Source organism: Nocardioides pantholopis, from assembly GCF_003710085.1.
Taxonomy (GTDB): domain Bacteria; phylum Actinomycetota; class Actinomycetes; order Propionibacteriales; family Nocardioidaceae; genus Nocardioides; species Nocardioides pantholopis.
This window is the reverse complement of the sequence record NZ_CP033324.1, coordinates 3607916-3634568: the sequence shown is the minus strand read 5'-3', so window position 1 is coordinate 3634568 and position 26653 is coordinate 3607916. Positions and strand designations below refer to the sequence as shown.

Annotated in this window: 23 protein-coding genes; 13 read left to right on the top strand and 10 right to left on the bottom strand. The window is 74.3% G+C overall.

Going from position 1 to position 26653, the window contains the following annotated elements:
- Positions 1 to 15 precede the first annotated feature (15 nt).
- Entirely contained in the window at positions 16 to 579 is a 564-nt protein-coding gene (locus EBO35_RS17390) for a DUF4234 domain-containing protein (RefSeq protein ID WP_206422595.1), read from the bottom strand.
- 152 nt (positions 580 to 731) lie between these two features.
- Positions 732 to 1289 carry a DinB family protein gene (locus EBO35_RS17385; RefSeq protein ID WP_122818844.1) on the bottom strand — a complete coding sequence of 186 codons (558 nt, stop codon included), beginning with the start codon at positions 1287 to 1289 and terminating at the stop codon, positions 732 to 734.
- Between the two features lie 51 nt (positions 1290 to 1340).
- On the opposite strand from EBO35_RS17385, the gene EBO35_RS17380 reads away from it, so the two are divergent.
- Both EBO35_RS17380 and EBO35_RS17375 read left to right on the top strand, forming a co-directional pair.
- The gene (locus EBO35_RS17380; RefSeq protein ID WP_122818843.1) at positions 1341 to 1850 is read left to right on the top strand and encodes a GNAT family N-acetyltransferase; all 510 of its coding nucleotides are present in this window, start codon (positions 1341 to 1343) and stop codon (positions 1848 to 1850) included.
- A 72-nt stretch (positions 1851 to 1922) separates the two neighbouring features.
- Positions 1923 to 3113 carry a zinc-dependent alcohol dehydrogenase gene (locus EBO35_RS17375; protein ID WP_122818842.1) on the top strand — a complete coding sequence of 397 codons (1191 nt, stop codon included), beginning with the start codon at positions 1923 to 1925 and terminating at the stop codon, positions 3111 to 3113.
- Between the two features lie 318 nt (positions 3114 to 3431).
- Here EBO35_RS17375 and EBO35_RS17370 read toward each other — a convergent pair whose 3' ends face one another.
- Positions 3432 to 3836 carry a VOC family protein gene (locus tag EBO35_RS17370; RefSeq protein ID WP_122818841.1) on the bottom strand — a complete coding sequence of 135 codons (405 nt, stop codon included), beginning with the start codon at positions 3834 to 3836 and terminating at the stop codon, positions 3432 to 3434.
- A gap of 224 nt (positions 3837 to 4060) precedes the next feature.
- Between EBO35_RS17370 and EBO35_RS17365 the strand changes: the two genes are divergently transcribed.
- From EBO35_RS17365 to EBO35_RS17335, 8 genes are all read left to right on the top strand, one after another.
- Positions 4061 to 5137 (top strand): SGNH/GDSL hydrolase family protein, encoded by a 1077-nt coding sequence (locus EBO35_RS17365; protein ID WP_122818840.1) that lies wholly within the window; start codon positions 4061 to 4063, stop codon positions 5135 to 5137.
- 83 nt (positions 5138 to 5220) lie between these two features.
- Positions 5221 to 8517, top strand: a complete 3297-nt coding sequence (locus EBO35_RS17360) for a response regulator (protein WP_164478023.1) — start codon at positions 5221 to 5223, stop codon at positions 8515 to 8517.
- 244 nt (positions 8518 to 8761) lie between these two features.
- Entirely contained in the window at positions 8762 to 8965 is a 204-nt protein-coding gene (locus EBO35_RS17355; RefSeq protein ID WP_122818838.1) for a cold-shock protein, read from the top strand.
- A 226-nt stretch (positions 8966 to 9191) separates the two neighbouring features.
- Positions 9192 to 9350: a hypothetical protein gene (locus tag EBO35_RS19610; protein ID WP_164478022.1), complete on the top strand. Its 159-nt coding sequence runs from the start codon at positions 9192 to 9194 to the stop codon at positions 9348 to 9350.
- 110 nt (positions 9351 to 9460) lie between these two features.
- The gene (locus EBO35_RS17350; protein ID WP_122818837.1) at positions 9461 to 9760 is read left to right on the top strand and encodes a metal-sensitive transcriptional regulator; all 300 of its coding nucleotides are present in this window, start codon (positions 9461 to 9463) and stop codon (positions 9758 to 9760) included.
- A gap of 13 nt (positions 9761 to 9773) precedes the next feature.
- Positions 9774 to 9980, top strand: a complete 207-nt coding sequence (locus EBO35_RS17345) for a heavy-metal-associated domain-containing protein (RefSeq protein WP_122818836.1) — start codon at positions 9774 to 9776, stop codon at positions 9978 to 9980.
- 4 nt (positions 9981 to 9984) lie between these two features.
- Positions 9985 to 10974: a hypothetical protein gene (locus EBO35_RS17340; protein WP_122818835.1), complete on the top strand. Its 990-nt coding sequence runs from the start codon at positions 9985 to 9987 to the stop codon at positions 10972 to 10974.
- Complete coding sequence (locus tag EBO35_RS17335) at positions 10964 to 13198, top strand: heavy metal translocating P-type ATPase (RefSeq protein WP_122818834.1); 2235 nt, start codon at positions 10964 to 10966, stop codon at positions 13196 to 13198. Before EBO35_RS17340 ends, EBO35_RS17335 begins: the two co-directional genes overlap by 11 nt.
- 9 nt (positions 13199 to 13207) lie before the next feature.
- Here the strand turns inward: EBO35_RS17335 and EBO35_RS17330 are convergent, their stop codons facing one another.
- Positions 13208 to 14284: a hypothetical protein gene (locus EBO35_RS17330; protein ID WP_122818833.1), complete on the bottom strand. Its 1077-nt coding sequence runs from the start codon at positions 14282 to 14284 to the stop codon at positions 13208 to 13210.
- A gap of 29 nt (positions 14285 to 14313) precedes the next feature.
- On the opposite strand from EBO35_RS17330, the gene EBO35_RS17325 reads away from it, so the two are divergent.
- A complete protein-coding gene (locus EBO35_RS17325; protein ID WP_122818832.1) occupies positions 14314 to 15210 on the top strand; it encodes an NUDIX hydrolase in 897 nt (298 codons plus the stop codon).
- 67 nt (positions 15211 to 15277) lie between these two features.
- Entirely contained in the window at positions 15278 to 16078 is an 801-nt protein-coding gene (locus EBO35_RS17320; RefSeq protein ID WP_122818831.1) for a response regulator transcription factor, read from the top strand.
- 38 nt (positions 16079 to 16116) lie between these two features.
- Here the strand turns inward: EBO35_RS17320 and EBO35_RS19605 are convergent, their stop codons facing one another.
- The 5 genes from EBO35_RS19605 to EBO35_RS17300 form a co-directional block, all read right to left on the bottom strand.
- Positions 16117 to 17088, bottom strand: a complete 972-nt coding sequence (locus EBO35_RS19605) for a signal peptidase I (protein WP_164478021.1) — start codon at positions 17086 to 17088, stop codon at positions 16117 to 16119.
- 20 nt (positions 17089 to 17108) lie between these two features.
- Positions 17109 to 17750, bottom strand: coding sequence for a hypothetical protein (locus EBO35_RS19600; protein ID WP_164478020.1), 642 nt, complete (start codon positions 17748 to 17750; stop codon positions 17109 to 17111).
- Positions 17751 to 17886: 136 nt separating this feature from the next.
- The gene (locus EBO35_RS17310) at positions 17887 to 18888 is read right to left on the bottom strand and encodes an inorganic phosphate transporter (protein WP_122818830.1); all 1002 of its coding nucleotides are present in this window, start codon (positions 18886 to 18888) and stop codon (positions 17887 to 17889) included.
- A 3-nt stretch (positions 18889 to 18891) separates the two neighbouring features.
- Entirely contained in the window at positions 18892 to 19509 is a 618-nt protein-coding gene (locus EBO35_RS17305) for a DUF47 domain-containing protein (RefSeq protein ID WP_122818829.1), read from the bottom strand.
- A 156-nt stretch (positions 19510 to 19665) separates the two neighbouring features.
- Entirely contained in the window at positions 19666 to 21810 is a 2145-nt protein-coding gene (locus tag EBO35_RS17300) for an RNA degradosome polyphosphate kinase (RefSeq protein ID WP_122818828.1), read from the bottom strand.
- 133 nt (positions 21811 to 21943) lie between these two features.
- Here EBO35_RS17300 and EBO35_RS17295 point away from each other — a divergent pair, with 133 nt between their 5' ends.
- On the top strand, positions 21944 to 23038 hold the full coding sequence (locus EBO35_RS17295) for an alpha/beta hydrolase (RefSeq protein WP_241153755.1): 1095 nt from the start codon (positions 21944 to 21946) through the stop codon (positions 23036 to 23038).
- A gap of 395 nt (positions 23039 to 23433) precedes the next feature.
- Here the strand turns inward: EBO35_RS17295 and EBO35_RS17290 are convergent, their stop codons facing one another.
- Complete coding sequence (locus EBO35_RS17290; protein ID WP_122818827.1) at positions 23434 to 26625, bottom strand: hypothetical protein; 3192 nt, start codon at positions 26623 to 26625, stop codon at positions 23434 to 23436.
- Positions 26626 to 26653 lie beyond the last annotated feature (28 nt).

Sequence of the window (26653 nt, the reverse complement as noted above, 5' to 3'; positions counted from 1 at the left end):
CCGATCCGGAACCGCTCAGGCCGCGCCCTGGCTGCGCCAGTAGGAGTTCAGGGCCCCGTTGGTCTTGACGAACCACACGATCGGGCCGACCAGGATGAACGAGCCCGGGAAGTACCACAGACCGGTGGTGCCGGAGACCGGCGCGGGCTGGTTGCGGCGGCGGTAGAGGTTGCCGACCTCGCCCGCGGTCACGTACGGCATCACGATGCTGACCAGGAGCGCCAGCAGCAGGGCGACGCCCCCGCCGAGGCCGGTGCCGGTGTGTTCCTTCATCTCCTGGTGGACCTTGTAGAACCAGACGATCGAGTAGATGCCCAGGGTGCAGATGGCCAGCGCGATGCAGGTGCCGGTGCTGCGGACCTGACCGATCGGGCCGGCACCGCCCTGATACGGCCCGGGTGCGTACGCCGGCGCGGCCTGCGCCGGTGCGTAGGCCGGCGCCGGCGCGTAGCCGGGGGGCGGTGACGTCGGCGGGCCGACCGGCGGCCCGACCGGCGGCCCGACCGGCGGGGCGGTGGGCGGGGCGGTGGGCGGCCTCTCGGCGCTGCCACCGGGCGGGGGCATGGTCTGATCGGTCATCGGCGTGCTTCCTGGTGGCGAGGGCGCGCACGCGGGTCCGCCTGCACGCGCTCGACCGCGGCGTCCACGGCGAGCCCGCCGACCGTACAAGCGGGATCCGGGTGTGGTACGGCTTTCGCCGACACCCGCTCCGCCGGTCTACAGCTGTCCGCCTAGAAGCGGAAGTCGTCGGGCGCGTCCTCGCCCACCCGGCCGTCGACCGCCTCGCGCAGCAGGTCCGCGTGGCCGACGTGGCGGGCGTACTCCTCGATCAGATCCAGGATCACGGCGCGGACCGTGGGGGTCTGGCCGTCCGGCCAGGTGAAGGACGCCGGCCCGTCGAGGCCGCGCTCCTCGATCACCGCGGTGACCACGCCGCGGGAGCGATCGACCGCGGCCTGCCACAGCCCGTGCACCGCCTGGGGGCCGTCCAGCGCGCCAGTGGTCCACTCCCAGTCCGGGTCGGCGTCGAAGTCGGCCGTCTCCCAGGGGTCGCCGTACTCGCCGCCGGCGAGCTTGACCGCCAGCCAGTCGGTCTCCACCAGGGCCAGGTGCTTGACCAGGCCGCCGAGCGTCATCGAGCTGGCGGCCGTGGTCGCCCGCAGGCCGGCCTCGTCGACCCCCGAGGTCTTCCAGGCGAACGTGCGCCGGTTGCGCTCGAGGACGGCGAGCAGGGACTCGGCCTCGGTGCGGGCCTGTGCCGGGGAGGGCGGTCCGGGGCTCTCGCTCATGGCAGCCACGGTAGTCACGTCCGTGCCACCCGGACAGGGCAGAATTCGGCCATGAGCGGGCTGGTGCTGCGGACGCTGAGGGCCGAGGACGAGACGGAGGCGGTGCGGGCCCACGAGGAGCTCGCCGCCGACCACTTCGAGTTCCTGAGCGGTTGGGAGCCGGGCCTGCCCTGGGCGGACCTGCTGGCGTCGTACGCCGCCGAGCGTCGCGGCGTGGACCTGCCGCCGGGCCGGGTGCCCGCGTCGTTCCTGGTCGCCGAGGTCGGCGGGGAGCTGGTCGGCCGGGTCTCGATCCGCCACGACCTCAACGACTGGCTGCTGCGGTACGGCGGCCACATCGGGTACGGCGTGCGTCCCGCGCACCGCCGCCGCGGGTACGCCACCGAGATCCTGTGCCAGTCCCTCGAGGTCGCTCGGGCCGTCGGGGTGGAGAAGGCGCTGCTGACCTGCGACGACGACAACCTCGCGTCCGCGGCGACCATCGAGCGCTGCGGTGGCGTGCTCGAGGACGTGGTCCCGGTCGAGGGTGGGAAGCCGAAGCGGCGCTACTGGATCGGCTGACCCGGGCCGCATGCCGGCGCCGCCGATCGGCTACCGCCCCTACGCACCAGATCCCCGACGAAGGAGTGCGTAGTGAAGGCCGTGACCTGGCAGGGCGTGCACGACATGCGCGTCATCGACGTTCCCGATCCCCGGATCGAGGAGCCGACCGACGCGATCATCAAGGTCACCTCGAGCGGACTGTGCGGCTCCGACCTGCACCTGTACGAGACCCTCGCGCCGTTCATGGAGCCCGGCGACGTCGTCGGCCACGAGCCGATGGGCATCGTCCAGGAGATCGGCAGCGAGGTCACCAACCTCAAGGTCGGCGACCGGGTGGTCGTCCCCTTCAACGTCTCGTGCGGCTCCTGCTGGATGTGCGAGCGCCAGCTGTTCAGCCAGTGCGAGACCACGCAGAACCACGAGCACGGCACCGGCGCCAGCTTCTTCGGCTACAGCAAGCTCTACGGCCAGGTGCCCGGCGGCCAGGCGGAGTACCTGCGGGTGCCGTTCGCGAACTTCCTGCCGGTCAAGGTGCCCGAGGGCCCCTCCGACGACCGGTTCCTGTTCCTCTCCGACGTACTGCCCACCGCCTGGCAGGCGCTGCAGTACGCCGACGTCCCCGACGGCGGCACCCTCCTGGTGATGGGCGCCGGCCCGATCGGCGACATGACCGCCCGGATGGCCATCCGTGCCGGCCACCGGGTGATCAGCGTGGACCGGGTCCCGGAGCGGCTGGCCCGGGTCGCGGCGTTCGGCGCCGAGGTCGTCAACCTGGACGAGGCCAACCAGGTCGGCGGGGTCGCGGAGGTGGTCCGCGAGGCCACCGGCGGTCGCGGCCCGGACTCGGTCGTCGACGCCGTCGGCATGGAGGCCCACGGCTCGCCGGCCGCGGGGCTCGTGCAGAAGATCACCGGGATGCTGCCCGACGCGATCTCCGAGCCGCTGATGAAGAATGCCGGCATCGACCGCCTCGCCGCGCTGCACACCGCCATCGAGGCCGTCCGCCGGGGCGGCACCATCTCGATCTCCGGCGTGTACGGCGGGGCCGCGGACCCGATGCCGATGATGCAGCTCTTCGACAAGCAGGTGCAGCTGCGGATGGGCCAGGCCAACGTGCGCCGCTGGACCGACGAGCTGCTCGGCATGGTCAGCCAGGACGAGGACATCTTCGGGGTGGAGTCGTTCGCGACCCATCACCTCCCGCTCTCCGAGGCGCCGCGGGCCTACGAGCACTTCCAGAAGAAGCAGGAAGGCATGGTCAAGGTCGTCTTCCAGCCCTGACGGGTGCCCGGGTTGGCTGGGCTCGGCCGGTCTGGCGGGTCTGGCGGCTCCGGCGGCTCCGCTGGGTTTGGCGGTGAGCTGGCCACGGTTTACCTGCCTGGTTCGGTTGATTGGTTCGGTGGCTGGCTCACCGCTGGCGGGGGCGGCTGGGTCTGGCGGTGAGCTGGCCACGGTTTACCTGCCCGATTCGGTGGCTGGCTCACCGCTGACCCCGCAGACACCAGCTCGCTGACACCAGCCCCGACACCAGCCCGCAGACACCAGTCACCAACCCGAGCCGGCCACGCAGACGCGGCCGACCCCGCCCGCGGGATCCGCTCAGGACACGGGAGCGGCCGCCCGCTCGGCCTCCGAGCGCAGGATGCAGAACTCGTTGCCCTCCGGGTCGGCGAGCACCACCCACCCGGTTCCCGGGCCGTACTTCCCGCGCAGGTCGGCGACCTCGGTGGCGCCCAGACCCAGCAGCTGCACCAACTGGTCGTCGCGGGTCCCGGACCGGGGGGCCAGGTCGAGGTGGAGGCGGTTCTTGCCGGACTTCTCGTCCGGGACCTCGATGAACAGCAGCCGGTGGCCGCTCTCGGGGTCCACGATCATGCACTCCTCGTGTCCCGGCAGGTTCGGGTCACCGGCGACGTCGACGTACCCGAGCACCTGCTTCCACCACTCGGAGAGCTCGTAGGCGTTGCGGCAGTCGATGGTCGTGTGGGAGACGAAGGCGGTCATCTCGGCAGCGTCCCACAGGGCTGCGGGTCCTGAGGACGGCCGACAGGGACCGGAAGTCGGGGACGCGAAGCATCGGTCTTCGCCTGCGGCGTGTCCAGCGCGACACGCCGGGTCGGGGGTGGCCCCGGTCACGAATTGGCGCCGAATCGGGGCATTCCCCTTCTGAGGTCACATGCGTCGCTCTAGTCTCATGCGACTCAGATCCCCCTGCCCTGGAGACCCCCGTGCACCTGCGAGCCCTGCTCGGGACGCTGCTCGTCCTCACGCTGCTGGCGCCCGGACCGGTCGCGGGCTTCGCCCTTCGGTCGGGCGACGGGAGCCAGGCCCGTGCCGCCTCGATCGAGGACGGGGCGCCGCTGCGAGTCACGTTCGTCGGGGACTCGATGACCCAGGGCCAGTCCGGCTCGACGACGTGGCGCTACTGGCTGTGGCGCGAGTTCTCCGACCAGCGGGTCGCCGCCACGTTCGTCGGCCCGCAGACCGGCCTGTCCAAGGGCGGCGGGGCCAACCTGTACAACCACACCGACCACGGCTTCCAGAAGTTCCACGCCGCCCAGGCCGGCACCCGGTTCGCCTACCACCTCGGCCGGGTGCGCGAGCTCGTCGAGAGCCAGGCCCCCGACGTGGTGGTGCTGCAGCTCGGCTTCAACGATGCAGCCGTCCACGACGCGGCCCGGATCGCCGCCGACACCGGCCTCTACCTGGAGCGGCTCTTCGAGGCCGACCCGGACGTGCGGGTCGTGCTCGGCGAGATTCCTCCGGGGGCCCGGCCGTTCGTGGCCCAGCCGCAGACCCGCAACGCCCGCACCGCGCTCGCCAACCGGATGGTCGCCGAGGAGTGGGGCGACGACGAGCGGGTCGCGATCGCCCACACCCGGACCACGACCTGGCAGCCGTGGAGCCCGGCCCGGCACACCTTCGACGGGGCCCACCCCAACGCCACCGGCGAGACGCTGATGGCGCACCGGATGGCCCTGGCCCTGGCCGAGCTCGGCGTCTTCGCGCGGCCGGTCGACGTCTACCGCCCGACCACGTGGACGCCGGCCGCGCGCCCGACCGTCACCGTGAAGCGCCGGGCCGCGACCGTCCGCGTCGGGGTCGTCCGTCGCGTGGTCAGCGCGACCAGCGCCCGCGTCGTGGTCGCGAACGCCGCCGGGCGTCGGGTGTGGCGCTCGGGCTGGACGAAGCGGGCCACCGTGCGCACCACGTTGCGCCCCGGCCGCTACCGGGTCTGGCTCGAGGTGCGCCGCCAGACGATGGCCGGCGCCACCTGGAGCACGCCGGTGCGGGTACGCCGCTGAGCGGTCGGGGGTGGTTGAGACCACCCCGACCAGTCGGAGCGACCCGCACACCGACCGGCGACCGGTGCGGCACCATGAGCGGCATGGATGGGTCGTCGACTGCAGGACGCGTCTCGGCGTGGGTCCTGCGCGCCCTCCACGACGGGGCCTGGGTGGTCGACGACGCCGGCGTGACGACCTGGGCCAACCAGACCTTCGCCGACCTGGTCGGCGTACCGCCCGACGAGCTGCCCGGCACCCCGGCGACCGACCTCTGCGACGCCACGAGCCGCCCCGCGCTGGCCGGCTACCTCGCCGGGCTGGCCGGTGGCGCCCCGGTCGCGGACGCCCCGGCGGCGGGGGACCCGGGGACGGCCGACCCCGAGGAGGAGGTCGAGGTCACGCTGGTGGTCCGCCGCGGTGACCCGGTGCTCGCGGTGCTGCGCCACGCGCCGCTCCTCGACGACGACGGCGTACGCCGGGGCTGGCTGCTGCGGGTCAACCTCCCGTCCCGGCGCCGGCTGCTCTACCGCCAGCTCCGTCAGCGCGAGGAACAGCTCGCCGAGGCCCAGCTGATCGGCCGGTTCGGCAGCTGGGAGTGGGGGCTGGGCGACGAGGTCGTGCAGTGCTCCGAGCTCGAGCACGTCTACGGCAGGCTCCCGGCCGACTTCGTGCCGACCCCCGACGCGTTCTTCGGGCTGATCCGCGAGGAGGACCGGGACGCCGCGGTCGCCGACTTCCGCCGGATGAGCAGGAGCGCCGGCGAGGCGATCGAGTTCGACGCCCGGATCGTCGCGAAGGTCGGCGAGCCGGAGCGCTGGATCCGGGTGCGCGGGCTGCCGGTGTTCGATGCGTCCGGCGGGCTGACCGGCCTGCGCGGCACCGTCCAGGACGTCACGGAGTCCAAGGAGCAGGAGCGTGGCCTGCTGTTCCTGGGGGCGATGGCCAGGACCGCGAACGAGGCCCGCACCCTCCAGGACGCCCTGCTCGCCTCCGCCGAGCACGTGCGTCCCTACGCCCGCTGGCCCGTGCTGGTCGTCGGCTCGCCGTCCCGGCTGGGCCGCGAGGACCTCGACTTCGTCGACGCCGCCTGGTACCCCGTCTCCGAGGAGGAGCGGGACGCCGCGCAGCGGGTCGGGGCGCAGGCGGCCCGCGAGCGCCGGATCGTCGAGGGCATCGGCCCGCGCGGCACCACGCTGGTCGCCGGCCCGGTCCTGGTGGGGGCCCTGGTCGCCTGTGTGGTGGTCTGCGACAGCCAGCGGGCCGGTGCTCCGGGCCGGGCCGACCGGGCGCTGTTCGAGCAGAGCCTGACCCTGCTCGCGCACGTCGCGGAGCGGGCCAGCACCGCCCGGCAGCTGGCCCGGGCGCGGGACGAGGCCCTGGCCGCGTCCCGGGCGAAGTCGGACTTCCTCGCGACGATGAGCCACGAGATCCGCACTCCGCTGAACGGCGTGATCGGGCTCAGCGAGCTGTTGGGCCGCACCCGTCTCGACCCGCACCAGCGGCGGCTGGCCCGCGGCGTCGACCAGGCCGGGCGCACGCTGCTGGCGCTGGTCAACGACGTCCTGGACCTCTCGAAGATCGAGGCCGGCCACCTCGACCTCGAGGAGGTCGACTTCGACCCCCGCACGATCGTCGAGCAGAGCGCGGCCCTGGTGGCCGACACCGCTGCCGAGAAGGGCCTGGAGCTCGTGGTCTCCTGCGCCGCCGACCTGCCCGCGCTGGTCCGGGGCGACCCGGTCCGCTTCGGCCAGGTCATCACGAACCTCGCGGCGAACGCTGTGAAGTTCACAGCGCAGGGCGAGGTGCACATCCGGGCCGCCGGTGCCGGGTCGCGGACCGGTCGCGGGTCCCGGGCGACCGTGCGCGTCGAGGTGCGAGACACCGGCGTCGGCGTCGCCCCGGAGGTCCAGGAGCACATCTTCAAGCCGTTCTCCCAGGCCGACAGCTCGACCACCCGCGAGTACGGCGGCACCGGGCTCGGACTGGCGATCAGTCGGCGCATCGTGCTGGCCATGGGTGGCGAGATCGGGCTCGAGAGCGCGCCCGGGAGTGGCGCGACGTTCTGGTTCACCGCTGCCTTCGGGGTTCCCGAGGTCGAGCCGTCCGCTCCGAGCGACCAGACGGACCCGCTCGCCGGGCTCCGCGTGCTGGTCGTCGACGACAACGCCACGAACCGCTTCATCCTGTCCGAGCAGCTCGAGGCCTGGGGCGTCGAGGTGCTGGCGGTGGACTCGGCGTACGACGCGCTGGTCGAGCTCGACGCGGCGGTCGCTCGCGAGGCGTCCTACCAGGTGGTGCTGCTCGACTACATGATGCCCGGCGCGGACGGCGAGCACCTGGCCCGCCTGGTGCGCAGCGAGGAGCGGCACGCCCAGCTCCGCCTGGTGCTGCTCACCTCGGCGATGCAGCCCGAGGAGGAGTGGCTGGCCGACGCCGGCATCGACGACTACCTCGGCAAGCCGGTGCTGCCCTCCCGGCTGCGCGACATGCTCGCCGCCCAGTCCGGGCGGCAGTCGCCGGCGAGCGACGCTGCGGGGACGGGCGGGGACACCGGCCAGGAGGCCGCGCGCGACCGCGACGGCGGTCAGGACCGCGACGGCGAGTGGGACGAGTGGGGTGACCCCGGGGAGCCGGCCGAGACGGGCGGCGGCCGGGTGCTCGTGGTGGAGGACAACCAGGTCAACCAGCTGGTCGCCGAGGGGGTGCTGCGCCGGCTCGGGTACGACGTGGTGCTGGCCGAGCACGGCGCCGCCGGCGTCGCGGCCGTGGCGGAGGACCCGAGGGGCTTCGACCTGGTGCTGATGGACTGCCAGATGCCGGTGATGGACGGCTACGACGCGACCCGCGCGATCCGGGCGATGCCGGGCCCGGCGAGCCGGATCCCGATCGTCGCGATGACCGCCGCCGCCGTCGCGGAGGAGCGGGACCGCTGCCTGGAGGCCGGGATGGACGGGTTCCTCGCGAAGCCGGTCGACCTGGCCCTGCTCTCCGCGATGCTGACCAAGTGGGTCGCCGGTCCCGGTCGAGGCGCCGCCGCCCGGGTGGCCGAGCTGCTGCGCGAGGGGCTCGACCCGGAGATGGTGCGGCGGATGGCCGGCCGGTTCTCCGGTGATGCAGCGAGCATCGCGGTCCGGATGCGAGACGCGCGCGACGCGGGACCGGACCAGGTGGCCCGGGTCGCCCACGGGCTGCGCGGCAGCGCGGCCAACCTGGGCCTGGACGACCTGGCCGCTCGGTGTGCCCAGGTCGAGGAGGCTGCCCGGGCGGGCCGGCTGCCCCGTGAGGACGATCTCGATGAACTGGCCGCGGTGGCCGCGGCGGCGGCCGACGACCTGGCCCGCACCCTTGCTGACCTGCCCGAACCGGTCCAGACGACTCCGCCCGTGGTCGCCTCCTAGCCGTGCCCCAGGGGTGCTCCCGCAGATCCGGTGGTCCCGAAAGGTTCCCTTTCTGCGATTGCTTGGTACTGTCTTGTCCAGCAACAGGTGCAAGTTCCAGCTGGTCTGACGCCCGCGGAGTTTGTGATCCAACGGCGTTTCTGCTTTGTGGTGTCAATCACGGGTCGGAGCGACGTGTCACCGCATCTGGTGCGGAGTCGTCGAAGTGATGGCTTCTCGTTCCGATTACAGGAGTACCGAGCACATGGCTCAAGGCACCGTGAAGTGGTTCAACGCCGAGAAGGGTTTCGGCTTCATTGCGCAGGAGGACGGCGGCGACGACGTCTTCGTGCACTACTCGGCGATTCAGACCCAGGGCTACAAGTCCCTGGACGAGAACCAGAAGGTCGAGTTCGACGTCACGCAGGGTCCCAAGGGCCCGCAGGCGGAGAACGTTCGCGCCATCTGATCGCGGAACAAACCACCTGTCCCTGACAGGCCGGTCGCAAGGCCCCACCCGTTTCGGGTGGGGCCTTGTGCGCGTTTCGGGGGCATGCTGGTAGGGGTCGCCGTCGGTGTGACCGAGGCGGCACCGGGCCGGGCTGCGCCACCGGTTTGGGCCTAGGCTGGAGGGGCATAAGGCCTGAAGACATGAGCCGGAGAAGAATGCGATCCGTCGGGAGGAGGTGGCCTTGATGCACGACCAGTTCGACGTGACGCTCGAGGACGCCGACCTGCTCGGCGAGGTCGAGCTGACGACCAACCTGATCATCGCCGCGAGCGAGGCCGAGGAGCACCTCTCCCCGGACCAGATCGACGAGATCCTCGGCGTCGCTGACGCCGAGTCCGCCTGACTGCGGCCGCGACCGCCCGACGACCCCCTCGATCCGAGGGGGTCGTCGGCATCTCCGCACCCCTGGTCGGTCCCTTGCCACAGGTACCCTAGGGGGGTACCGTATCCAGCATGGGCGAGCATGCTGGGCACGGCTACATCGAGCGCAAGGACGACTACCTCACGCGGCTGCGCCGCATCGAGGGGCAGGCGCGGGGGCTGCAACGTATGGTCGAGGAGGAGAAGTACTGCATCGACATCCTCACCCAGGTCTCCGCGATGACGAAGGCCCTGCACGCCGTCTCGATCGGCCTGCTGGAGGAGCACATGAACCACTGCGTCGTGAACGCCGCTCGCGCCGGCGACGACGCCGAGGCACGGACGAAGGTGACCGAGGCCGTCGACGCGATCGCGCGACTGGTCCGGTCCTGAGGAGGAGCAGACGATGAGCGAGACGACCACCTACACCGTCACCGGCATGACCTGTGGCCACTGCGAGATGTCGGTGCGCGAGGAGGTCGGCGAGATCCCCGGCGTCCAGGACGTCCAGGCCTCCCACGAGACCGGCGCGGTCGTCGTCACCAGCGACGGCCCCCTCGATCGGGCCGCCGTCGCGGCCGCGGTCGAGGAGGCCGGCTACGCGCTGGCCTGAGATCGTGAGCACGCCGCTGCGGGTCACCGCGTTCCTCGTCGGCCTGGCGCTGCTGCTCGGCGTCGGGTACGGCGTCGGAGCCGCTGCCGGTCCCATCGGCACCGAGGACCGGGCCGGCACCGCGGCGGACGGCCACGGTCACGGCCCCGACGCCACCGGCGCCGAGACCGACGGACCGAGTGCGCCCGCCGAGACGGGCGCTCCCGGGACCGGCCCGGCGACCTCGGCCGCCGTGGCGGGGCTCCAGGTGAGCCAGAGCGGCTACACGCTGGTGCTCGACCAACCGGTCACCGACGCCGGGCGCCGACCGCTGCGGTTCCGGGTGCTCGGCCCGGACGGCGAGCCGGTCATCGGCTACCAGCGGCAGCACGAGAAGGACCTGCACCTCATCGTCGTACGCCGTGACCTGACCGGCTTCCAGCACGTGCACCCCGAGCTCGGCGCCGACGGCACCTGGTCGGTGCCGGTCGACCTCACCGCGGGCGCCTGGCGGGTGCTGGCCGACTTCCAGCCCGCCGGCGCCGGTCCGCTGGTGCTCGGCGCCGACCTGCTGGTCGGCGGGCGGGACGACCCGCAGCCGCTCGGCGAGGACGTCACGACGACCACCGTCGACGGATACGCCGTGACCCTGACCGCCGGCACCGGCACCGGACCGGCAGCGGGCGCCGGCACCGCCGTCACCCTGGAGATCAGCAAGGGCGGGGAGCCGGTCACCGACCTGCAGCCCTACCTCGGCGCGCACGGCCACCTCGTGGTGCTGCGCGACGGCGACCTCGCCTACCTGCACGCGCACCCGGAGGGGGAGGGCGCCGGGCCGGAGGTGGGCTTCCACACGACGTTCCCCAGCGAGGGCCGCTACCGGCTCTTCCTGGACTTCAAGCACGACGGGGTGGTCCGCACGGCCGCGTTCACCCTCACCGTCGGTGACGGCCCCGCGGCCGGCGCCGGCACAGACACCGACGAGCACGGGGAGGAGCCGGGCCATGACCACTGAGACCCACCCCGAGCAGACCACCGACGTCGAGCTCGCGATCTCCGGGATGACCTGCGCGTCCTGCGCGAACCGGATCGAGCGCAAGCTCAACAAGCTCGACGGGGTCACCGCCTCGGTCAACTACGCGACCGAGAAGGCACGGGTCACCCACCCGGCCACCGTCAGCACCGACGACCTGCTGGCCACGGTCGAGGCCGCCGGCTACTCCGCGACCCTGCCGCAGCCCGCCGCCGCCGCGGGCGGGTCCGAGGCGGACGCCGAGGAGCCGGCCGAGCGCGAGCTGCGCACGCTGCGCGACCGGCTCGTGGTGTCGGCGGCGCTGACGGTGCCCGTCATCGCGATGGCGATGGTGCCGGCCCTGCAGTTCGAGTACTGGCAGTGGCTCTCGCTGACCCTGGCGGCGCCGGTCGCGGTCTGGGGCGCCTGGCCCTTCCACCGGGCCGCTTGGACCAACCTGCGCCACGGCGCCACCACGATGGACACGCTGGTCTCGATCGGGGTGCTCGCGGCCTTCGGCTGGTCGGTGGTCGCGCTGTTCTGGGGCACCGCCGGCGAGCCCGGGATGACCCACCCGTTCCGGTTCACGATCGAGCGCAGCGACGGGATGGGCAACATCTACCTCGAGGCCGCCACCGGGGTGACGACCTTCCTGCTGGCCGGCCGCTGGTTCGAGAAGCGCTCCAAGCGGCGGGCCGGGGCGGCGCTGCGCGCGCTGCTCGACCTGGGCGCCAAGGACGTGGCAGTGCTGCACGGCACGACCGAGGTGCGGGTGCCGGCCGACACCCTCGCGGTCGGGGACCGGTTCGTCGTACGCCCCGGGGAGAAGATCGCCACCGACGGGGTGGTGGAGTCCGGGACGTCGGCGGTCGACGCCTCGATGCTCACCGGTGAGCCGGTCCCGGTCGAGGTCGGGCCGGGCGCCGACGTGGTCGGCGGGTGCGTGAACGCCGGCGGCCGGCTGGTGGTGCGCGCGACCCGGGTCGGCGCCGAGACCCAGCTGGCGCAGATGGCGCAGCTGGTCGAGGAGGCGCAGAACGGCAAGGCCGCGGCGCAGCGGCTCGCGGACCGGGTCTCCGGGGTCTTCGTGCCGGTGGTGATCGCGCTCGCCGTCGCGACGCTGGGCTTCTGGCTGGGCGCCGACGCGCCGGCCTCCGCGGCGTTCACGGCAGCGGTCTCCGTGCTGATCATCGCCTGCCCGTGCGCGCTGGGCCTGGCCACGCCGACGGCGCTGATGGTCGGCACCGGCCGGGGCGCGCAGCTCGGCATCCTGATCCGCGGACCCGAGGTGCTGGAGTCGACCCGCCAGGTCGACACGGTCGTGCTGGACAAGACCGGGACCGTCACGACCGGGCAGATGGCGCTGGTCTCCGTGGTCGCCGACGGCGCCACCGAGGACGACGTACGCCGCCTCGCGGGCGCCCTGGAGTCCGGCTCGGAGCACCCGATCGCTCGCGCGATCGCGGGGGACGGGCCGCACCCGGCCGTCACGGACTTCGTCAACGAGGCCGGGCTGGGCGTGCGCGGCACGGTCGAGGGCCATGCAGTGGTCGTCGGCCGCCCGGCCCTGCTCGAGGCGCACGGGCTCGCGCTCCCCGCCGCGCTCGCCGCGGCGCTGGACGACGCGCAGGCGGCCGGCCGGACGCCGGTCCTGGCCGGCTGGGACGGGGCGGCCCGGGGCGTGCTGGTGGTGTCCGACACCGTGAAGCCGACCTCCGCCGAGGCGGTCGCCGAACTGCGCGCGCTGGGCCTGCGGCCGGTGCTGCTCACCGGCGACCACGAGCGAGCGGCCCGCACCGTCGCCGCCGAGGTCGGGATCGACGAGGTCATCGCCGACGTGCTGCCCGCCGACAAGGTCGACGTCGTGGCGCGGCTGCAGGGCGAGGGCCGGGTCGTCGCGATGGTCGGCGACGGCGTCAACGACGCCGCCGCGCTCGCCCAGGCCGACCTCGGCATCGCGATGGGCACCGGCACCGACGTGGCCATCGAGGCCAGCGACCTGACACTGGTCCGCGGCGACCTGCGGGTCGCGGCCGACGCCGTGCGCCTGGCCCGCCGTACCCTCGCGACGATCAAGGGCAACCTGGTCTGGGCGTTCGGCTACAACGTCGCCGCGCTGCCGCTGGCCGCCGCCGGCCTGCTCAACCCGATGATCGCCGGAGGCGCCATGGCGCTGTCGTCGGTGTTCGTGGTGTCGAACAGCCTGCGGCTGCGCGGCTTCCGGTAATTCCCGGCCTCAGCAGGTCGCGAACAGCACCGGCCCGGTGCTCAGGTCCGAGAGCACGAAGCTGCCCGGGACGGGGTCCAGGGCCATCGTCACCACGGTGGCGTCCGCGGTCACCTCGCCGAGCTCGAACCGGTCGGCGAAGTCCCCGCCCTGGCCGGGGGCGGCGCCGGCGGCCAGCACCGCGCGGGTGTCGGCGTTGGTCCGGGCGTCCTCGGCGTCCTCGAACGCCATCGCGACCCGGACCTCGCCGTCGGGCTGGGCCGCCATCGCGAACGACAGCACCGGGTCGGTCTCGCCCGCGTCGGCGACCAGCTGCTCGGCGGTCTCCCGGTCCCGGTCGTCGGCCTGCGCCATGGCGAGCTCCGAGCAGGTGTGGTCACCGGTGTAGACCGCCGCGGAGAGCGGGTCCCCGACCGCCTCGACGACCGCGTCCAGGTCGCCGGGGGCGTCGCCGACCTCGCCGGCGACGACCGAGCGCAGGTACGCCGCGCTGTCGGCCGTCCGGACCAGCCGCTCGTCCTCGTCGAGCGCGACGTACTGCAGCACCGGCGACCCGGTGCTGCCGACCTCGGCGGCGATCCTGGCCACCAGCTCCTCGCCGCCCAGCCAGACGCCGTCATCGGCGGCCGGCGGGGTGTAGCCGAGCGACTCCAGCCGGTCGCGGAGGTCGTCGAACGAGGTGTCCTCGGGCAGTCGGACCAGCGTCACGGCGCCCTCGGTCGACTGCGCGAACAGCTCCCAGGTCGCGGACAGCGGCGACCAGCCGTACGCGTCGTCGAGCAGCTGCGCGGACTCGACCAGGGCGGAGGCCGAGGTCAGGTCCCGGTCGAAGCCACGGTCGAGCAGGCCCGCGAGCTCGCCGGCGCGACCGGTTGGATCCTTGGCGGGATTCTTGGCGGGCAGCGCGCGGCGTACCTCCGCCCAGGCGGTGAACGAGTAGCGCTCGGCGGCGGGGGCGAGCTCCAACGCCCGCTGCAGGTCCGGTCGGCCCCGGTCCTGGAACCACCGGACGCCCAGGACGGCGATCCCGGCGAGCAGCACCACGACGAGCGCGCCGACCACCAGCAGGACCCGTCGCTTCCGCACGCGGCGACAGTAGCGGGAGACTGTGCGCCATGACGCAGGGGCGGGAGGTGGCCGCGGCCGGGGTGGTGGTCTTCCGACCCGGCCGCCAGGTGCTCCTCGTCCACCGTCCGCGGTACGACGACTGGTCGTTCCCCAAGGGCAAGCTCGACCCGGGCGAGCACCCGACGGCGGCCGCGGTCCGCGAGGTCGAGGAGGAGACCGGGCTGCGGGTCCGGCTGGGCCCCCCGCTCCCGCCGCAGCGCTACCCGGTGGCCGCCGGCCCCAAGGTCGTCCACTACTGGGTGGGGCGACCGGTCGGTGACGACGACGTCAGCGGCTACCGGCCCAACGACGAGATCGACCGGGTGCGGTGGGTCGACGCCGACCGGGCCTCGGCGCTGCTGACCTACCCGCGCGACCGGGCGACGTTCCAGGAGGCGCTCCGGCTCCGCCCCCGCAGCCGGCCGCTGCTGGTGCTGCGCCACGCCGAGGCCGTGGCGCGCAAGGACTGGTCGGGCGACGACCGGCGGCGCCCGCTGCTGCCGGAGGGGCTGCGGCAGTCCCGGCTGCTGGTCCCGGTGCTCGCCGCCCACGACGTACGCCGGGTGGTGACCTCGACCTCGACCCGCTGCGCGGACACCGTGGCGCCGTACGTCGCGGCGAGCGGCGCCGAGCTGGCCGCGACCGACGCGCTCAGCCAGGAGGACGCCACCGGCCGGGGGGTGGCCCGGGTCGTCGCGGACCTGCTCGCCGAGGTCGACCGGGCCGACGGGGGCGGTGTCGGGGGCGGTGGCGGCGGCGGGGGACTGCTGCTGTGCACGCACCGCCCGGTGCTGCCGCTGGTCTTCGACGCGCTCGGCGTCCCGGACCCCCACCTGGGCAAGGGCGAGCTGCTGGTCCTGCACCGGCGCCGCGGCGCGGTCCTGGCGACCCAGCGGCTGCCCTGAGCGGGGCACGCGCCCGAAATGGGGGATCGTGCGCCGCGGGCCGACCCTCGATGGGATCATGCCAACCATGGATCTGCAGGCGACCCGGCGCTGCGCGGTGGTCGTCGAGGACGACGCGGACATCGCGGCGCTCATCGAGATCGCGCTCAAGGGCCAGGGATTCGAGGTGACCGTCGTCGCCGATGGCGCCGCAGGGATCGAGGCGGTCGCCGCGATCGACCCGGACCTGGTCACGCTCGACGTGGGGCTGCCGGGCATCGACGGGGTCGAGGTCTGCCGCCGGATCCGGCCCACGACCGACGCCTACATCATCATGGTCACGGCGCTGAACGAGGAGATCGACCGCCTGATCGCACTGGAGACGGGCGCCGACGACTACCTCGCCAAGCCGATCAGCACCCGCGAGCTGAAGGTCCGCGTCAACGCGCTGTTCCGCCGCCCGCGCCGGATCGTGGCGTATGCCGAGGCGTCCCCGCCGGTGCCGCTGGAGACCACCGGGCGGCTGGCCGGCCGGCACGCCGCCGCGCCGGACCTGCCGCTCGAGCCGGCGCCCGCCCGGCACCAGGTGCTGCGCCACGGCGACCTGGTGCTCGACGTGGACGGCTACCGGGTCCACCGCGGCGATGACGAGGTCACGCTGACGCCCACCGAGTTCAGCCTCCTGGCCACGATGATGCGCGCTCCGCAGCGGGTCTGGACCCGCGAGGCGCTGCTGGCCGAGGTGTGGGGCGCCGGGTGGGAGGCCGAGACCCACCTCGCCGAGGTCCACGTCGGCAACCTGCGCCGCAAGCTCGGCGACCGCCGCGGCCGGCCGCGCTACCTGGAGACCGTCCGCGGCGTCGGCTACCGGATGCTCCAGGCCGACTGACCGCCTGACCGTCTGGCCGACTGGCCGGGCGGCAGCGCTCAGGCGCCGCGGTTGCTGGCCAGGTACGCCGCGAGGGCGCGGTCGGCGCGGCGTACGGCGTCGGTCAGGTCGGGGGTCATCGCCCGCGCCACCGCCACGTCGCGGCGCCGTACGTTCAGCTCGATCACCGAGGCGAGCTCGTGCAGCTCCCGGGCGCCGACGGTGCTCGAGGACACCTTGAGGCTCAGCGAGGCGTCCAGCGCGGAGTCGAGGTCGTTGCTGGCCAGCGCCGAGGTCAGGCGGACCAGACGCCGCGGCAGCAGCTCCTGGTAGCGGCTGGCGAAGGCGGCGGCGAACTCCGGGTCGTCGACGTCGCTGCCGAGCCGGCCCAGTGCCGCGCCGTCGAGCGCGGCGGCGCGCAGTGGGGTCGGGGCGGGGTCGGGCTCGCGGCGCTTCCAGATCCGGGCCAGGCCGATCAGCACCAGGCTGGCGAGCGCGCTCCAGAACAGGCCCTGCTGGAGGGCCGGGGCGCGCAGCACCCGCAGCACCTTGCCGGCGCTCGGGATGACCCGGACCGTCTCCCAGACCGTCTCGCCCTCGATCCGGGCGCGCCACGGGTCCGGGGCGGCGTTGGCGTCACCCTTGGTGCGGATCACGAGCTCGCCCTGCGCGGTCCGGCCGACCTTGACCACGCGGTGCGTCTCGACGGGCTTGCCCTCAACCGGCGCCCGGAAGGTGAGCACGTCGCCCACCTCGACCTGGTCGGCCGGCTTGGGCTTGGTGACGATCACGTCGCCGGGGTTGATCTCCGGCGCCATGCTGCCGGTGAGCATGGTGACCGTGCGGTAGCCGAACAGGTGCGGCCCGACGGCCAGCCCGAGGAACGCGACCAGCGCCGTGAGCAGGAGTGCGGTGAACGTCCAGGAGACCAGGCGGCCCAGGGCCCGCCGCACGAACGCGCCGGCCCGCTGCCGCGGCGTACGCCGCGGGGCGCGGCGCCGTGCGGCGAGGTCGACGACGTTGGTGCTCATGCGGGCTCCTGGGCGGTGGGTCAGCGGGCGACGGTGGTGGTGGGCACGACCTTGGCGGTGCCGGTGCGCTGCTCGCCGCGCAGCTCGTAGTGCAGTGCCGCGGCGTGGCCCTGGGCGTTGTGGCCGACGGCGGTGTCGGGCAGCTCGAGGCTGACGCGGAGGTGGACCTTGCCGCCGGTGTTGAGCGTGTTCACCCAGGAGCCGAGCGGACCCCAGTTGCGCGGCGAGGTGCCGATGACCGGGCTGCCGGCGACGACCGGCGAGCTCTTCGCGCCGCAGGTCATCGTGGTGGCGGTCGTCGTCCAGGGCTGGGAGCAGGCCTGCACGTCGAGCTTCAGCGCCTTGACGAGGGTGCTGTCGCCGGTGGCGGTCCCGACGGCCGTCAGGGCGCTCAGCTCGGCGGTGTCGCCGGGCCGCTCCAGGGTGAGCGCCACCAGCCGCGTGTCGCCGGGGATCAGGCCCTTGGCGTCGACCGTGAGGCCGTCGCCGGTGCCGTTCATCAGCACGTCGACGCGCTTGGCCGAGCTGACCTCGACGTCCGCGCTGGTGGTGTCGGTGAAGGCACCGAAGGTGCCGAGGCCTGCAACGCCGGCTGCTCCGGAGACGAGCACGACCGAGGCGAGGATCTTGGTGGCGTGGGTGCGGAGTGCGGTGCGGAGCATGGTCTGGTTCCTTCCAGGGGTCCTTCGTCATCCTGACGAGGACCACTCTGGTCGGCGTACCTCAAGCCTTCCCCGCGGCAGCCGGGCGAAGATTTGCAAGGAACCTGCAAGCGGACACCGAGCCCGCCGGCGTCGATCAGGGCAGCTGGAAGATGTACTTGCAGACCCAGTAGACGACCGCGGCGACAGCACCGGCGGCCGGGAAGGTGAGCACCCAGGCGGCGACGATCGAGCGGGCCACGCCCCAGCGGACCGCGGAGAACCGCTTGGTCGCGCCGGCGCCCATCACCGCGGAGGTGATGGTGTGGGTGGTGGAGATCGGGGCCTCGAAGGCGAATGCCGTGGTGTACAGCACGCCGGCGGCGATGGTCTCGGACGCGAAGCCCCGGGCCGGGTCCAGGTGGATGATCCGGCGACCCAGGGTCCGCATGATCCGCCAGCCGCCGGACCAGGTGCCGGCGGAGATCGCGGCGGCGGCCGCCAGGATCACCCAGACCGGCAGGTCGTCACCCTGGCTGGCGTATCCGCCGGTGACCAGGGCCAGGAAGATGACGCCCATCGTCTTCTGGGCGTCCTGGAGGCCGTGGCCCAGCGCCATCGCGGCGGCGGACACGGTCTGCGCGATCCGGAAGCCGCGCTGCACCCGGTGCGGGTTGCGGCGGCGGAAGATCCACATGATCGCGAGCATCAGCGCGAAGGCCGCCGCGAAGCCGAACAGCGGCGAGGCGATCATCGGGAGCAGCACCTTGTCGACGATCGCGCTCCACTTGACCAGGGAGCCGGACGCGAGCGCCGCTCCGACCAGGCCGCCGATGAGGGCGTGGGAGGAGGACGACGGCAGGCCGAAGTACCAGGTCAGCATGTTCCACGAGATCGCGCCCAGCAGGCCGGCCATCACGATGACCAGGCCGTGCGAGCCGTCGGTCACCTCGATGACGCCGGCGACCGTGTTGGCGATCTCCTGGCCGAGGAACGCGCCGATGAAGTTCATGACCGCCGCCATGCCGAGCGCCACCCGCGGGGTCAGCGCCCGGGTGGAGACGGAGGTGGCGATGGCGTTGGCGGCATCGTGGAAGCCGTTGGTGTAGTCGAAGCCGAGGGCAACGACGACCACCGCGATGACGATCGCGAGCTCCACCGGTCAGGACTCCTTGACGGCGATCTGCTCCACCGTGTTCGCGACCTTCTCGAACGCGTCGATGGCCTCCTCGAGGGCTTCGACGATGTCCTTGAGCTTGAGCACCTCGATGGTCTTGTACTCGCCGCTGAAGAGCTTCGCGAGGGTCCGGCGGTGGTTCTTGTCGCCGGTGTTCTCGAGGCGGTTGATCTCGATCCAGTACTCCTCGAGCGACTGCATCGACTGGAGCTTCGGCATCGCGGCCGCGGTGAGCTCCGCGCAGCGCTGGATGACCTCGACCTGGGTGGACAGCTCCGGGGGCAGCACGTGCACCTCGTAGAGCAGGATCAGGTCGACGACCTCGTCCATCATGTCCATGACGTCGTCGAGGCCGGAGGCGAGGCTGTAGATGTCCTCACGGTCGAACGGCGTGACGAAGGTGCTGTTCACGCGCCGGATCAGCGCGTGCGTCGTCTCGTCGGCGTCGTGCTCAGCGGCCCGCATTCGCTCGGCCACGGATTCGCGGTCGGCGTTCTCGGCCAGCATCTCCGCCAGCAGGCTTGCGCCCCGGACGAGGTGCTGCGCTGATTCGGTGAAGAGGTCGAAGAAGGTGCTGTCGACCGGGCGGAAGCGCAATCCCACGAGGTACTCCTGATGAGGCGGAGAAGAACGGCTTCATGCTAGGGGGTGGCTTGCCGAGGGTTGCAACTCGCGTCCCCGTGTTCGCCGTCTCACCCGGTGTGGATAAGGGGTGGACAAGGGGTGGACAGGGGGCGGGGCCGGGTCCGGTTCGGCCGCTCAGCCGGGGGTACGCCGCGCCCGGTGCGCGGCGATCAGCGCCTCCTGCAGGTGGGTGCGGCCGCCGTTGCGGGTCCAGGCCGCGTCCGGGCCCAGCACCCAGGCGTCGGTGTCGGGGGCGAAGGCGAGGTCGAGCAGCCGGCGGATCGACGCGATGCTCTCCGCACCGGGCAGCCGGACCAGCACCTCGACGCGGCGGTCGAGGTTGCGGTGCATCAGGTCGGCCGAGCCGATCCAGGCGACCGGCTCCCCGGCGTTCTCGAACCAGAACACCCGGCTGTGCTCGAGGAAGCGGCCGAGGACCGAGCGGACCTCGATGGTCTCGGACAGGCCGGGGACACCGGGGCGCAGGGCGCAGATCCCGCGGACCAGCATCTGCACGGGGACGCCGGCCTGGGAGGCGAGGTAGAGCGCGTCGATGATGCCCTCGTCGACGACGGAGTTGGCCTTGATCCGGATCCCGGCGGGCTCCCCGGCGGCGTGGTGGGCGATCTCCCGGTGGATCTGGTCGATCAGGCCGGAGCGCACCGAGTCGGGGGCGACCAGCAGCTCGTCGTACGCCGCGTTGCGCGACCACCCCGAGAGGTTGTTGAACAGGTGGGCGACATCCTCGCCGATCACCTCGTTGGTGGTGAGCAGGCCGAGGTCCTCGTACTGCCGGGACGTCTTGGGGTTGTAGTTGCCGGTGCCGATGTGGGTGTAGCGGCGGATGCCTTCGGGCTCGTCGCGCACCACCATCGAGAGCTTGCAGTGCGTCTTGAGCCCGACCAGCCCGTAGACCACGTGGCAGCCCGCCTGCTCGAGCTTGCGGGCCCAGCGGATGTTGGCCTGCTCGTCGAAGCGGGCCTTGATCTCGACGATCACCAGGACCTGCTTGCCGGCCTCGGCGGCATCGATGAGCGCGTCGATGATCGGGGAGTCCCCGGAGGTGCGGTAGAGGGTCTGCTTGATCGCCAGCACGTGCGGGTCGGCGGCCGCCTGCTCCAGGAAGCGCTGCACGGAGGTGGCGAAGGAGTCGTAGGGGTGGTGCAGCAGCACGTCGCCGCGGCGCAGCGCCTTGAACACGTCGACGGGGGAGGCGGACTCCTGCTCGGCCAGCCGCGGGTGGGTGGCGGGCAGGAACCCGGGGTACTTCAGCGCCTCGCGGCCGACGTCGGCGATGCCGTGCAGGCCGCGCAGGTCCAGCGGGCCCGGCAGCCGGAAGACCTCCTCCTCGGAGACTCCGAGCTCGGTGATCAGCAGCTCGAGCATCGCCTCGGAGATGGACTCCTCGACCTCCAGGCGCACCGGCGGGCCGAAGCGGCGGCGCAGCAGCTCCTTCTCCAGGGCGGCGAGCAGGTTCTCGGCGTCGTCCTCCTCGACCTCCAGGTCCTCGTTGCGGGTCACCCGGAACGTGTGCACCTCGAGGATCTCCATGCCGGGGAAGAGCCGCTTGAGATGCTCGCCGATGACGTCCTCGAGCGGGACGAAGCGCTGGTTGCCCAGCGGCACGAAGCGGGCGAAGATCGGCGGCACCTTGACCCGGGCGAAGTGCTTCTTGCCGGACTTGGGGTTGCGCAGGAGAACCGCCAGGTTCAGCGAGAGCCCCGAGATGTAGGGGAACGGGTGGGCGGGGTCGACGGCCAGCGGCGTGAGGACCGGGAAGACCCGCTCCTTGAACATCCGCTTGCACTGCTTCTGCTCCTCGCGGTCCAGGTCCTCCCAGCGGACCAGCTCGATGCCCTTCTGCGCCAGGCTCGGGACGAGCTCGTCGCGGAACAGTCGGGCCTGGCGCAGGGCGAGGTCGTGGCTGGTGCGCCAGATCGCCTCCAGGACCTCCCGCGGCATCAGGCCGGACGCCGCGCGGACGGCGAGCCCGGCCGCGATCCGGCGCTTGAGGCCGGCGACCCGGACCATGAAGAACTCGTCGAGGTTGCTGGTGAAGATCGCCAGGAACCGGACCCGCTCCAGCAGCGGCAGGGTGGGGTCCTCGGCCAGCTCGAGGACCCGCTGGTTGAAGTGCAGCCAGGAGAGCTCCCGGTCCAGGAACCGGTCGTCGAACTTCTCGACGGCGGCGAGCGCGTCGTGGTCGGGGACGTACGGGGGCTCGACGTCGAACGGCTCCTCCGGAGCGGCGTCGCGGACGGAGACGATCTCGGCGGACATGGATCGAGTGTGGCACCGGCAGGTGAACGGGGGGTGGCCCGAAACCGTTGATCCCGGCGTCGTTCCGGGGCGCCCGTCCGGGACGGCCGGTCGTCGCAGGTGCCGGCGCCGGGGACCGGGTACGTTGCCGGGCGTGAGCGCACGCACCGAGCGACCGACCGTCCCGACCGCCGTCCGCGAGCGCGTGCGGACCCAGCTGCCCCGCGTGGAGGCGGCCGGGCTGCGCGCCGCGATGGGCCTGCCCGAGCGGGTGCAGCGGCTGCTCGCCGGGAAGCCGGTGGTCCGCGAGGGGCAGACCCTGGCCACCGACCTGCAGCTGATGCTGCGGCTGCAGCGGGTGGCCCGCAAGGTCGCGGCGGAGACCCTGCCGGTCCCCGAGGGACGGCTCGCGCTGGCGGAGTCGACGGCGCTGATCGCCGGGCGCCAGCCGATCGGGTCGGTGCGCGACCTCCAGGTGGCCGGGCAGTGCGCCCGGCTCTACACGCCGTCCGGGGTCTCCGGAGACGCCGGGCCGCTGCTCGTGTTCTTCCACGGCGGCGGCTTCATCTACTGCGACCTGGAGACCCACGACGCGGGCTGCCGGTTCCTGGCCGAGCGGTCCGGGGTGCGGGTGCTGTCGGTGGAGTACCGGCTCGCGCCGGAGGCGCCGTTCCCCGCCGCCCACGACGACGCGGTCGCGGCGTACCGCTGGGTCCTGGAGAACCTCGACACGCTCGGCGCGGACCGCGACCGGCTCGCGGTGGGCGGCGACTCCGCCGGCGGCAACCTCGCCGCGTCGGTGGCGATCACCGCCGCGCAGGAGGGGCTGCCGCTGGCGTTCCAGCTGCTGGTCTACCCGATGACCGACGGCTCCGGGACGATGCCGAGCCGCACGGCGTACGGCAAGGGGTTCTTCTTGACCGCGGAGTTCATGGACCTCGCCAGCCGCTCCTTCGCCCCGACTCCGGAGCAGGGCGGTGACCCGCGGCTCTCGGTGCTGCACGCGGACCTGCCGCCCGGCCTCGCCCCGGCGTACGTCGCGACGGCGGGTTTCGATCCGCTGCGCGACGAGGGCGAGGCGTACGCCCGCAAGCTCGCCGACGCGGGCGTGGGCGTGGAGCTGCGCCGCTTCCGCGACCAGATCCACGGCTTCCTGAACATCGTCGGCGTCGGCCGCTCCTCGCGCGCCGCCAACGCCGAGATCGCCGCCCGGCTGCGGGCCGGCCTGGGCGCCGCTGCTCAGCGGTGAGCCTGCCACCGTTTCGGTGGGGGGTGGCTGGTCGGCGGTGAGCCTGCCACCGTTTCGGTGCCGGGTGGTTGGTCGGCGGTGAGCCTGCCACCGTTTGGTCCTGCAAATCGGTGGGCCACTCACCGCTCATCCGGCGTGGACCGGGTGGGCGGTGAGCCTGCCACGGTTTCGGTGTCGGGTGGCTGGTGGGCGGTGAGCCTGCCACTGTTTGGTCCTGCAAATCGGTGGGCCACTCACCGCTCATCCGGCGTGGACCGGCCCACCGCTCATCCCGCGCGGGCCGGCAGATCGGCGGCCGGAGCCGTCTGCCCACGTGCTGTGGTCGCTGTCGCGGCGGCGTACGCCGTGTGCAGCGTCGACAACCCCGCGTTACAGCCCGTGGGGCAGGGGCGGACCTAGCCGTCGCCCCGTGGGCGGGCCACCACCGCGAGCACGAGCAGCAGCACGGTGGCCACCGCGCCGGCGATGCCGAGCGGGGTGGTGATCTCGTCCTGGCTCGCGAGGTACGCCGTGCCGGCCGCGGCCGCCAGGCCGAGCGCCAGGAGCAGCACGCTGAGCAGCGGGTTGCCCCGGTCGCGCTCGCCGGTGGCGCTGCGCAGCAGCTCCTCCCGGGCGTCGGCGAGCTCCTGGGCCAGCTCGGCGGCGCGCTGCTCGGCGGCCAGCCGGTCCTCGAGCGCAGCCTGGGCCAGCTCGGCCTGGTAGCGCACCGAGGCCTCGACGGCCTGCCGGTCGACGGTCTTCTGCGCCGCGGACTCCTCGACCTCGGCCCGGATCCGGGCGTGCTCGGCCGCGTCGGCCTCCGCGCTCTGCCGGGCGGCCAGCGCGGCGGCGAGCTCGTCGGTCTGCTCGGCCAGGCGGGCCTCGGCGGCGCGCAGTGCGGCGTTCGCCTCCGCGGCGAGCTCGGCCTGGGCCCGGGCGTCCTCCTCGGCGGCGGTCCGGGCGGCGAGCGCGGCCTGGGCCGACTTCTCGGCCTCGACCCGGGCGGTTCCCGCGGTCTGGGCGACCCGGGCCTGGTCGGTCGCGGCGTCCTCGGCCGCCTGGCGGTCGGCGTGCGCCTGCGCGGCGTCGGTCGCCGCGGCGGCTGCTGCCTCGTGGGCGGCGAGCTCGGCGGCGGCGGCCTGGCCGGCCGCGGTGGCCTGGACGGCGGCCGCCTCCTCGGCGGTACGCCGCTCGGCGTGCGCCTGCGCGGCCTCGTCCGCTGCCGCGGCGGCAGTGGCCTCGGCAGCGGTCCTGGCCTCGTGGGCCTCCCGGGCGGTGGCGGCTGCCTCGGCAGCGCGGTCGTCGGCGGCGGCGCGGGCGGCGAGGGCCTCCTCGGCCTGGGTCTCGGCGGCGGCGCGGCCGGACTGGGCCTCGGCGGACTCGGTGGCAGCGGTCGCGGCGGCCTGCTCGGCGGCCTCCCGCTCGGCGTGGGCGCGGGCGGCGTTGAGGGCCGCGACCGTGGCGGCCTCGTGGGCGGCGAGCTCGGCGGCGGCGGCCTGACCGGCGGCGGCCGCCTGGACTCGGGCAGCCTCCTCGGCGGCCTGGCGGTCGTCCCGGGCGAGGGCGGCCCCGGCAGCGGCAGTGGCGGCGGCGTCCTCGGCCGCCCGCCGGTTGGCGTGTGCGGCGGCAGCGGCGTTCGCCGCCTCGGCGGCGCGTTCGTCGGCGTCGGCCCGGGCGGCGAGGGCCTCCTCGGCCTGGACCTCGGCGGCGGCGCGGCCGGACTGGGCCTCGGCCGAGGTGACGGCAGCCGCGGCGGCGGCCTGCTCGGCGGACTCCCGCTCGGCATGGGCGCGGGCGGCGTTGACGGCAGCGGCAGCGGCGTTCTCGTGGGCAGCGAGCTCGGCAGCGGCGGCCTGGCCGGCGAGGGCCGCCTGGGCGGCGGCCGCCTCCTCGGCGGTACGGCGCTCGTCGTGCGCCTGCATGGCGTCGTCGGCAGCGGCGGCTGCGGCGGCCTCGGCGGCGGTCCGGGCCTCCAAGGCTCGCGAGGCCGTCGCGGCTGCCTCGGCAGCGCGGTCGTCGGCGGCGGCGCGGGCGGCGAGTGCCTCCTCGGCCTGGGTCTCGGCGGCGGCGCGGCCGGACTGGGCCTCGGCGGCGGTGCGGGCCGCCGCGGCGGCGGCCTGCTCGGCGGCCTCGCGGTCCGCCTGGGCGCGCTCGGCGGTGTCGGCTGCGGCAGCGGCGTTCTCGTGGGCAGCGAGCTCGGCAGCGGCGGCCTGACCGGCGGCGGCCGCCTGGGCGGCGGCGGACTCCTCGGCGGCGCTGCGCTCGGCGTGGGCCCGGGCGGCGTCGTCGGCGGCCGCCGTGGCGGCGGCTTCGGCCGCGGTGCGGGCCTCGTGGGCCTCCCGGGCGGCGGCGACGGCCTCGGCGGCGTGCTGGTCGGCGGCGCTGCGGGCGGCGAGGGCCTGCTCGGCCTGGGTCTCGGCGGCGGCGCGGCCGGCCTGGGCCTCGGCCGCGACCGAGGCGGCAGCCGCTGCGGCCTGCTCGGCGGCCTCGCGGTCGGCGTGCGCGCGCTCGGCGGTGGAGGCGGCCGCCAGGGCGGCCTGGTGGGCGGCGTGCTCCGCGGCGGCGGCCCGTCCGGCTGCGGCCGCCTGGGCGGTCGCGGTCTCCTCGGCCGCGCGGCGGTCGGTCTGGGCCCGGGCGGCCTCGGTAGCGGCCGCGGCGGCGGTGGACTCGGCGGCCCGCCGCTCGTCGTGGGCGAGTGTCGCGGCGGCGGCGGCCTCGGCGGCGCGCTCGTCGGCCTCCCGGCGGGCCCGGGCCTGGGTGGCTGCGGCCTCCTCGGCGGCGGCGCGGGCCTGGGCCTGGCCGGCGGCAGCGGCCTCGGCGGCCTCCCGCGACGCGGTCGCAGCGCGGGTCAGGTCGGCGTGCTCGGCCGCCGCTGCCTCGGCGGCGTCGACGGCGTCCCGGAGGGCGGCCTCGGCCCGGGCGCGCGCGGCCTGCGCGGTCCCGGCGGCCTGGGTCTGCGCCTGCGCAGCCCGCTCGGCCTCCTCGCGCGCCACCTGCGCGGTCTGGACGGCGGCAGCGGCGGCGGTCGCCGCCTCCTCAGCGTCGACGCGGTCCCGATGGGCCGCCTCGGCCTCGGCCGCCGCGGCGGCGGCTGTCTGCTCGGCAGCCTCCCGGGCGGCCTGCGCGTCGGCGGCCGAGGACTCGGCGACCGCGCGCTCCTCGGCGAGCTCTCCGGCTCGCTCGGCCGCCTCGCGGGCGGACTGCTCGGCAGCCTCCCGGCGCCGCAGCGCCTCGGCGGCGGCCTCCTCGGCGGCCGCGATGGCCCGGGCGGCGTCCGCGGCGGCGTGCTCGGCCTGCGCGCGGGCGGCCTGCGCCTCCTCGACCGTGGCGGCGTGCTCGGCGATCCGACGCTCGGCCTCGGCGCGGGCGTCGATGGCGTCGCGGGCGACCTCCTCGGCGACCAGACGCTCGGCGTGCGCCTCCGACGCGGCGAGCTCGGCGGAGCGACGCAGCTGCTCGGCGCGGTCGGCGGCGGACTGCGCCTGCGCCAGCTGGGCGGCGAACTCCTCGGGCGCCAGCGGTACGGCGGGTTCGGCCTGGCCGCTCGTACGACGCCGCCAGCGACGCCCGCCGCCGTCCTCGGGCCCCGACGGGGTCTGACCACTCATGGCGGGTCAGCCTAGGGCACCCCGGGAC

Bases quoted from the DNA above. Each gene is read 5' to 3' on its own strand.
- EBO35_RS17390 (WP_206422595.1), bottom strand. From the start codon at position 579: ATGACCGATCAGACCATGCCCCCGCCCGGTGGCAGCGCCGAGAGGCCG.
- EBO35_RS17385 (WP_122818844.1), bottom strand. From the start codon at position 1,289: ATGAGCGAGAGCCCCGGACCGCCCTCCCCGGCACAGGCCCGCACCGAG.
- EBO35_RS17380 (WP_122818843.1), top strand. From the start codon at position 1,341: ATGAGCGGGCTGGTGCTGCGGACGCTGAGGGCCGAGGACGAGACGGAG.
- EBO35_RS17370 (WP_122818841.1), bottom strand. From the start codon at position 3,836: ATGACCGCCTTCGTCTCCCACACGACCATCGACTGCCGCAACGCCTAC.
- EBO35_RS17360 (WP_164478023.1), top strand. From the start codon at position 5,221: ATGGATGGGTCGTCGACTGCAGGACGCGTCTCGGCGTGGGTCCTGCGC.
- EBO35_RS17355 (WP_122818838.1), top strand. From the start codon at position 8,762: ATGGCTCAAGGCACCGTGAAGTGGTTCAACGCCGAGAAGGGTTTCGGC.
- EBO35_RS19610 (WP_164478022.1), top strand. From the start codon at position 9,192: ATGCACGACCAGTTCGACGTGACGCTCGAGGACGCCGACCTGCTCGGC.
- EBO35_RS17350 (WP_122818837.1), top strand. From the start codon at position 9,461: ATGGGCGAGCATGCTGGGCACGGCTACATCGAGCGCAAGGACGACTAC.
- EBO35_RS17345 (WP_122818836.1), top strand. From the start codon at position 9,774: ATGAGCGAGACGACCACCTACACCGTCACCGGCATGACCTGTGGCCAC.
- EBO35_RS17335 (WP_122818834.1), top strand. From the start codon at position 10,964: ATGACCACTGAGACCCACCCCGAGCAGACCACCGACGTCGAGCTCGCG.
- EBO35_RS17325 (WP_122818832.1), top strand. From the start codon at position 14,314: ATGACGCAGGGGCGGGAGGTGGCCGCGGCCGGGGTGGTGGTCTTCCGA.
- EBO35_RS17320 (WP_122818831.1), top strand. From the start codon at position 15,278: ATGGATCTGCAGGCGACCCGGCGCTGCGCGGTGGTCGTCGAGGACGAC.
- EBO35_RS19605 (WP_164478021.1), bottom strand. From the start codon at position 17,088: ATGAGCACCAACGTCGTCGACCTCGCCGCACGGCGCCGCGCCCCGCGG.
- EBO35_RS19600 (WP_164478020.1), bottom strand. From the start codon at position 17,750: ATGCTCCGCACCGCACTCCGCACCCACGCCACCAAGATCCTCGCCTCG.
- EBO35_RS17300 (WP_122818828.1), bottom strand. From the start codon at position 21,810: ATGTCCGCCGAGATCGTCTCCGTCCGCGACGCCGCTCCGGAGGAGCCG.
- EBO35_RS17290 (WP_122818827.1), bottom strand. From the start codon at position 26,625: ATGAGTGGTCAGACCCCGTCGGGGCCCGAGGACGGCGGCGGGCGTCGC.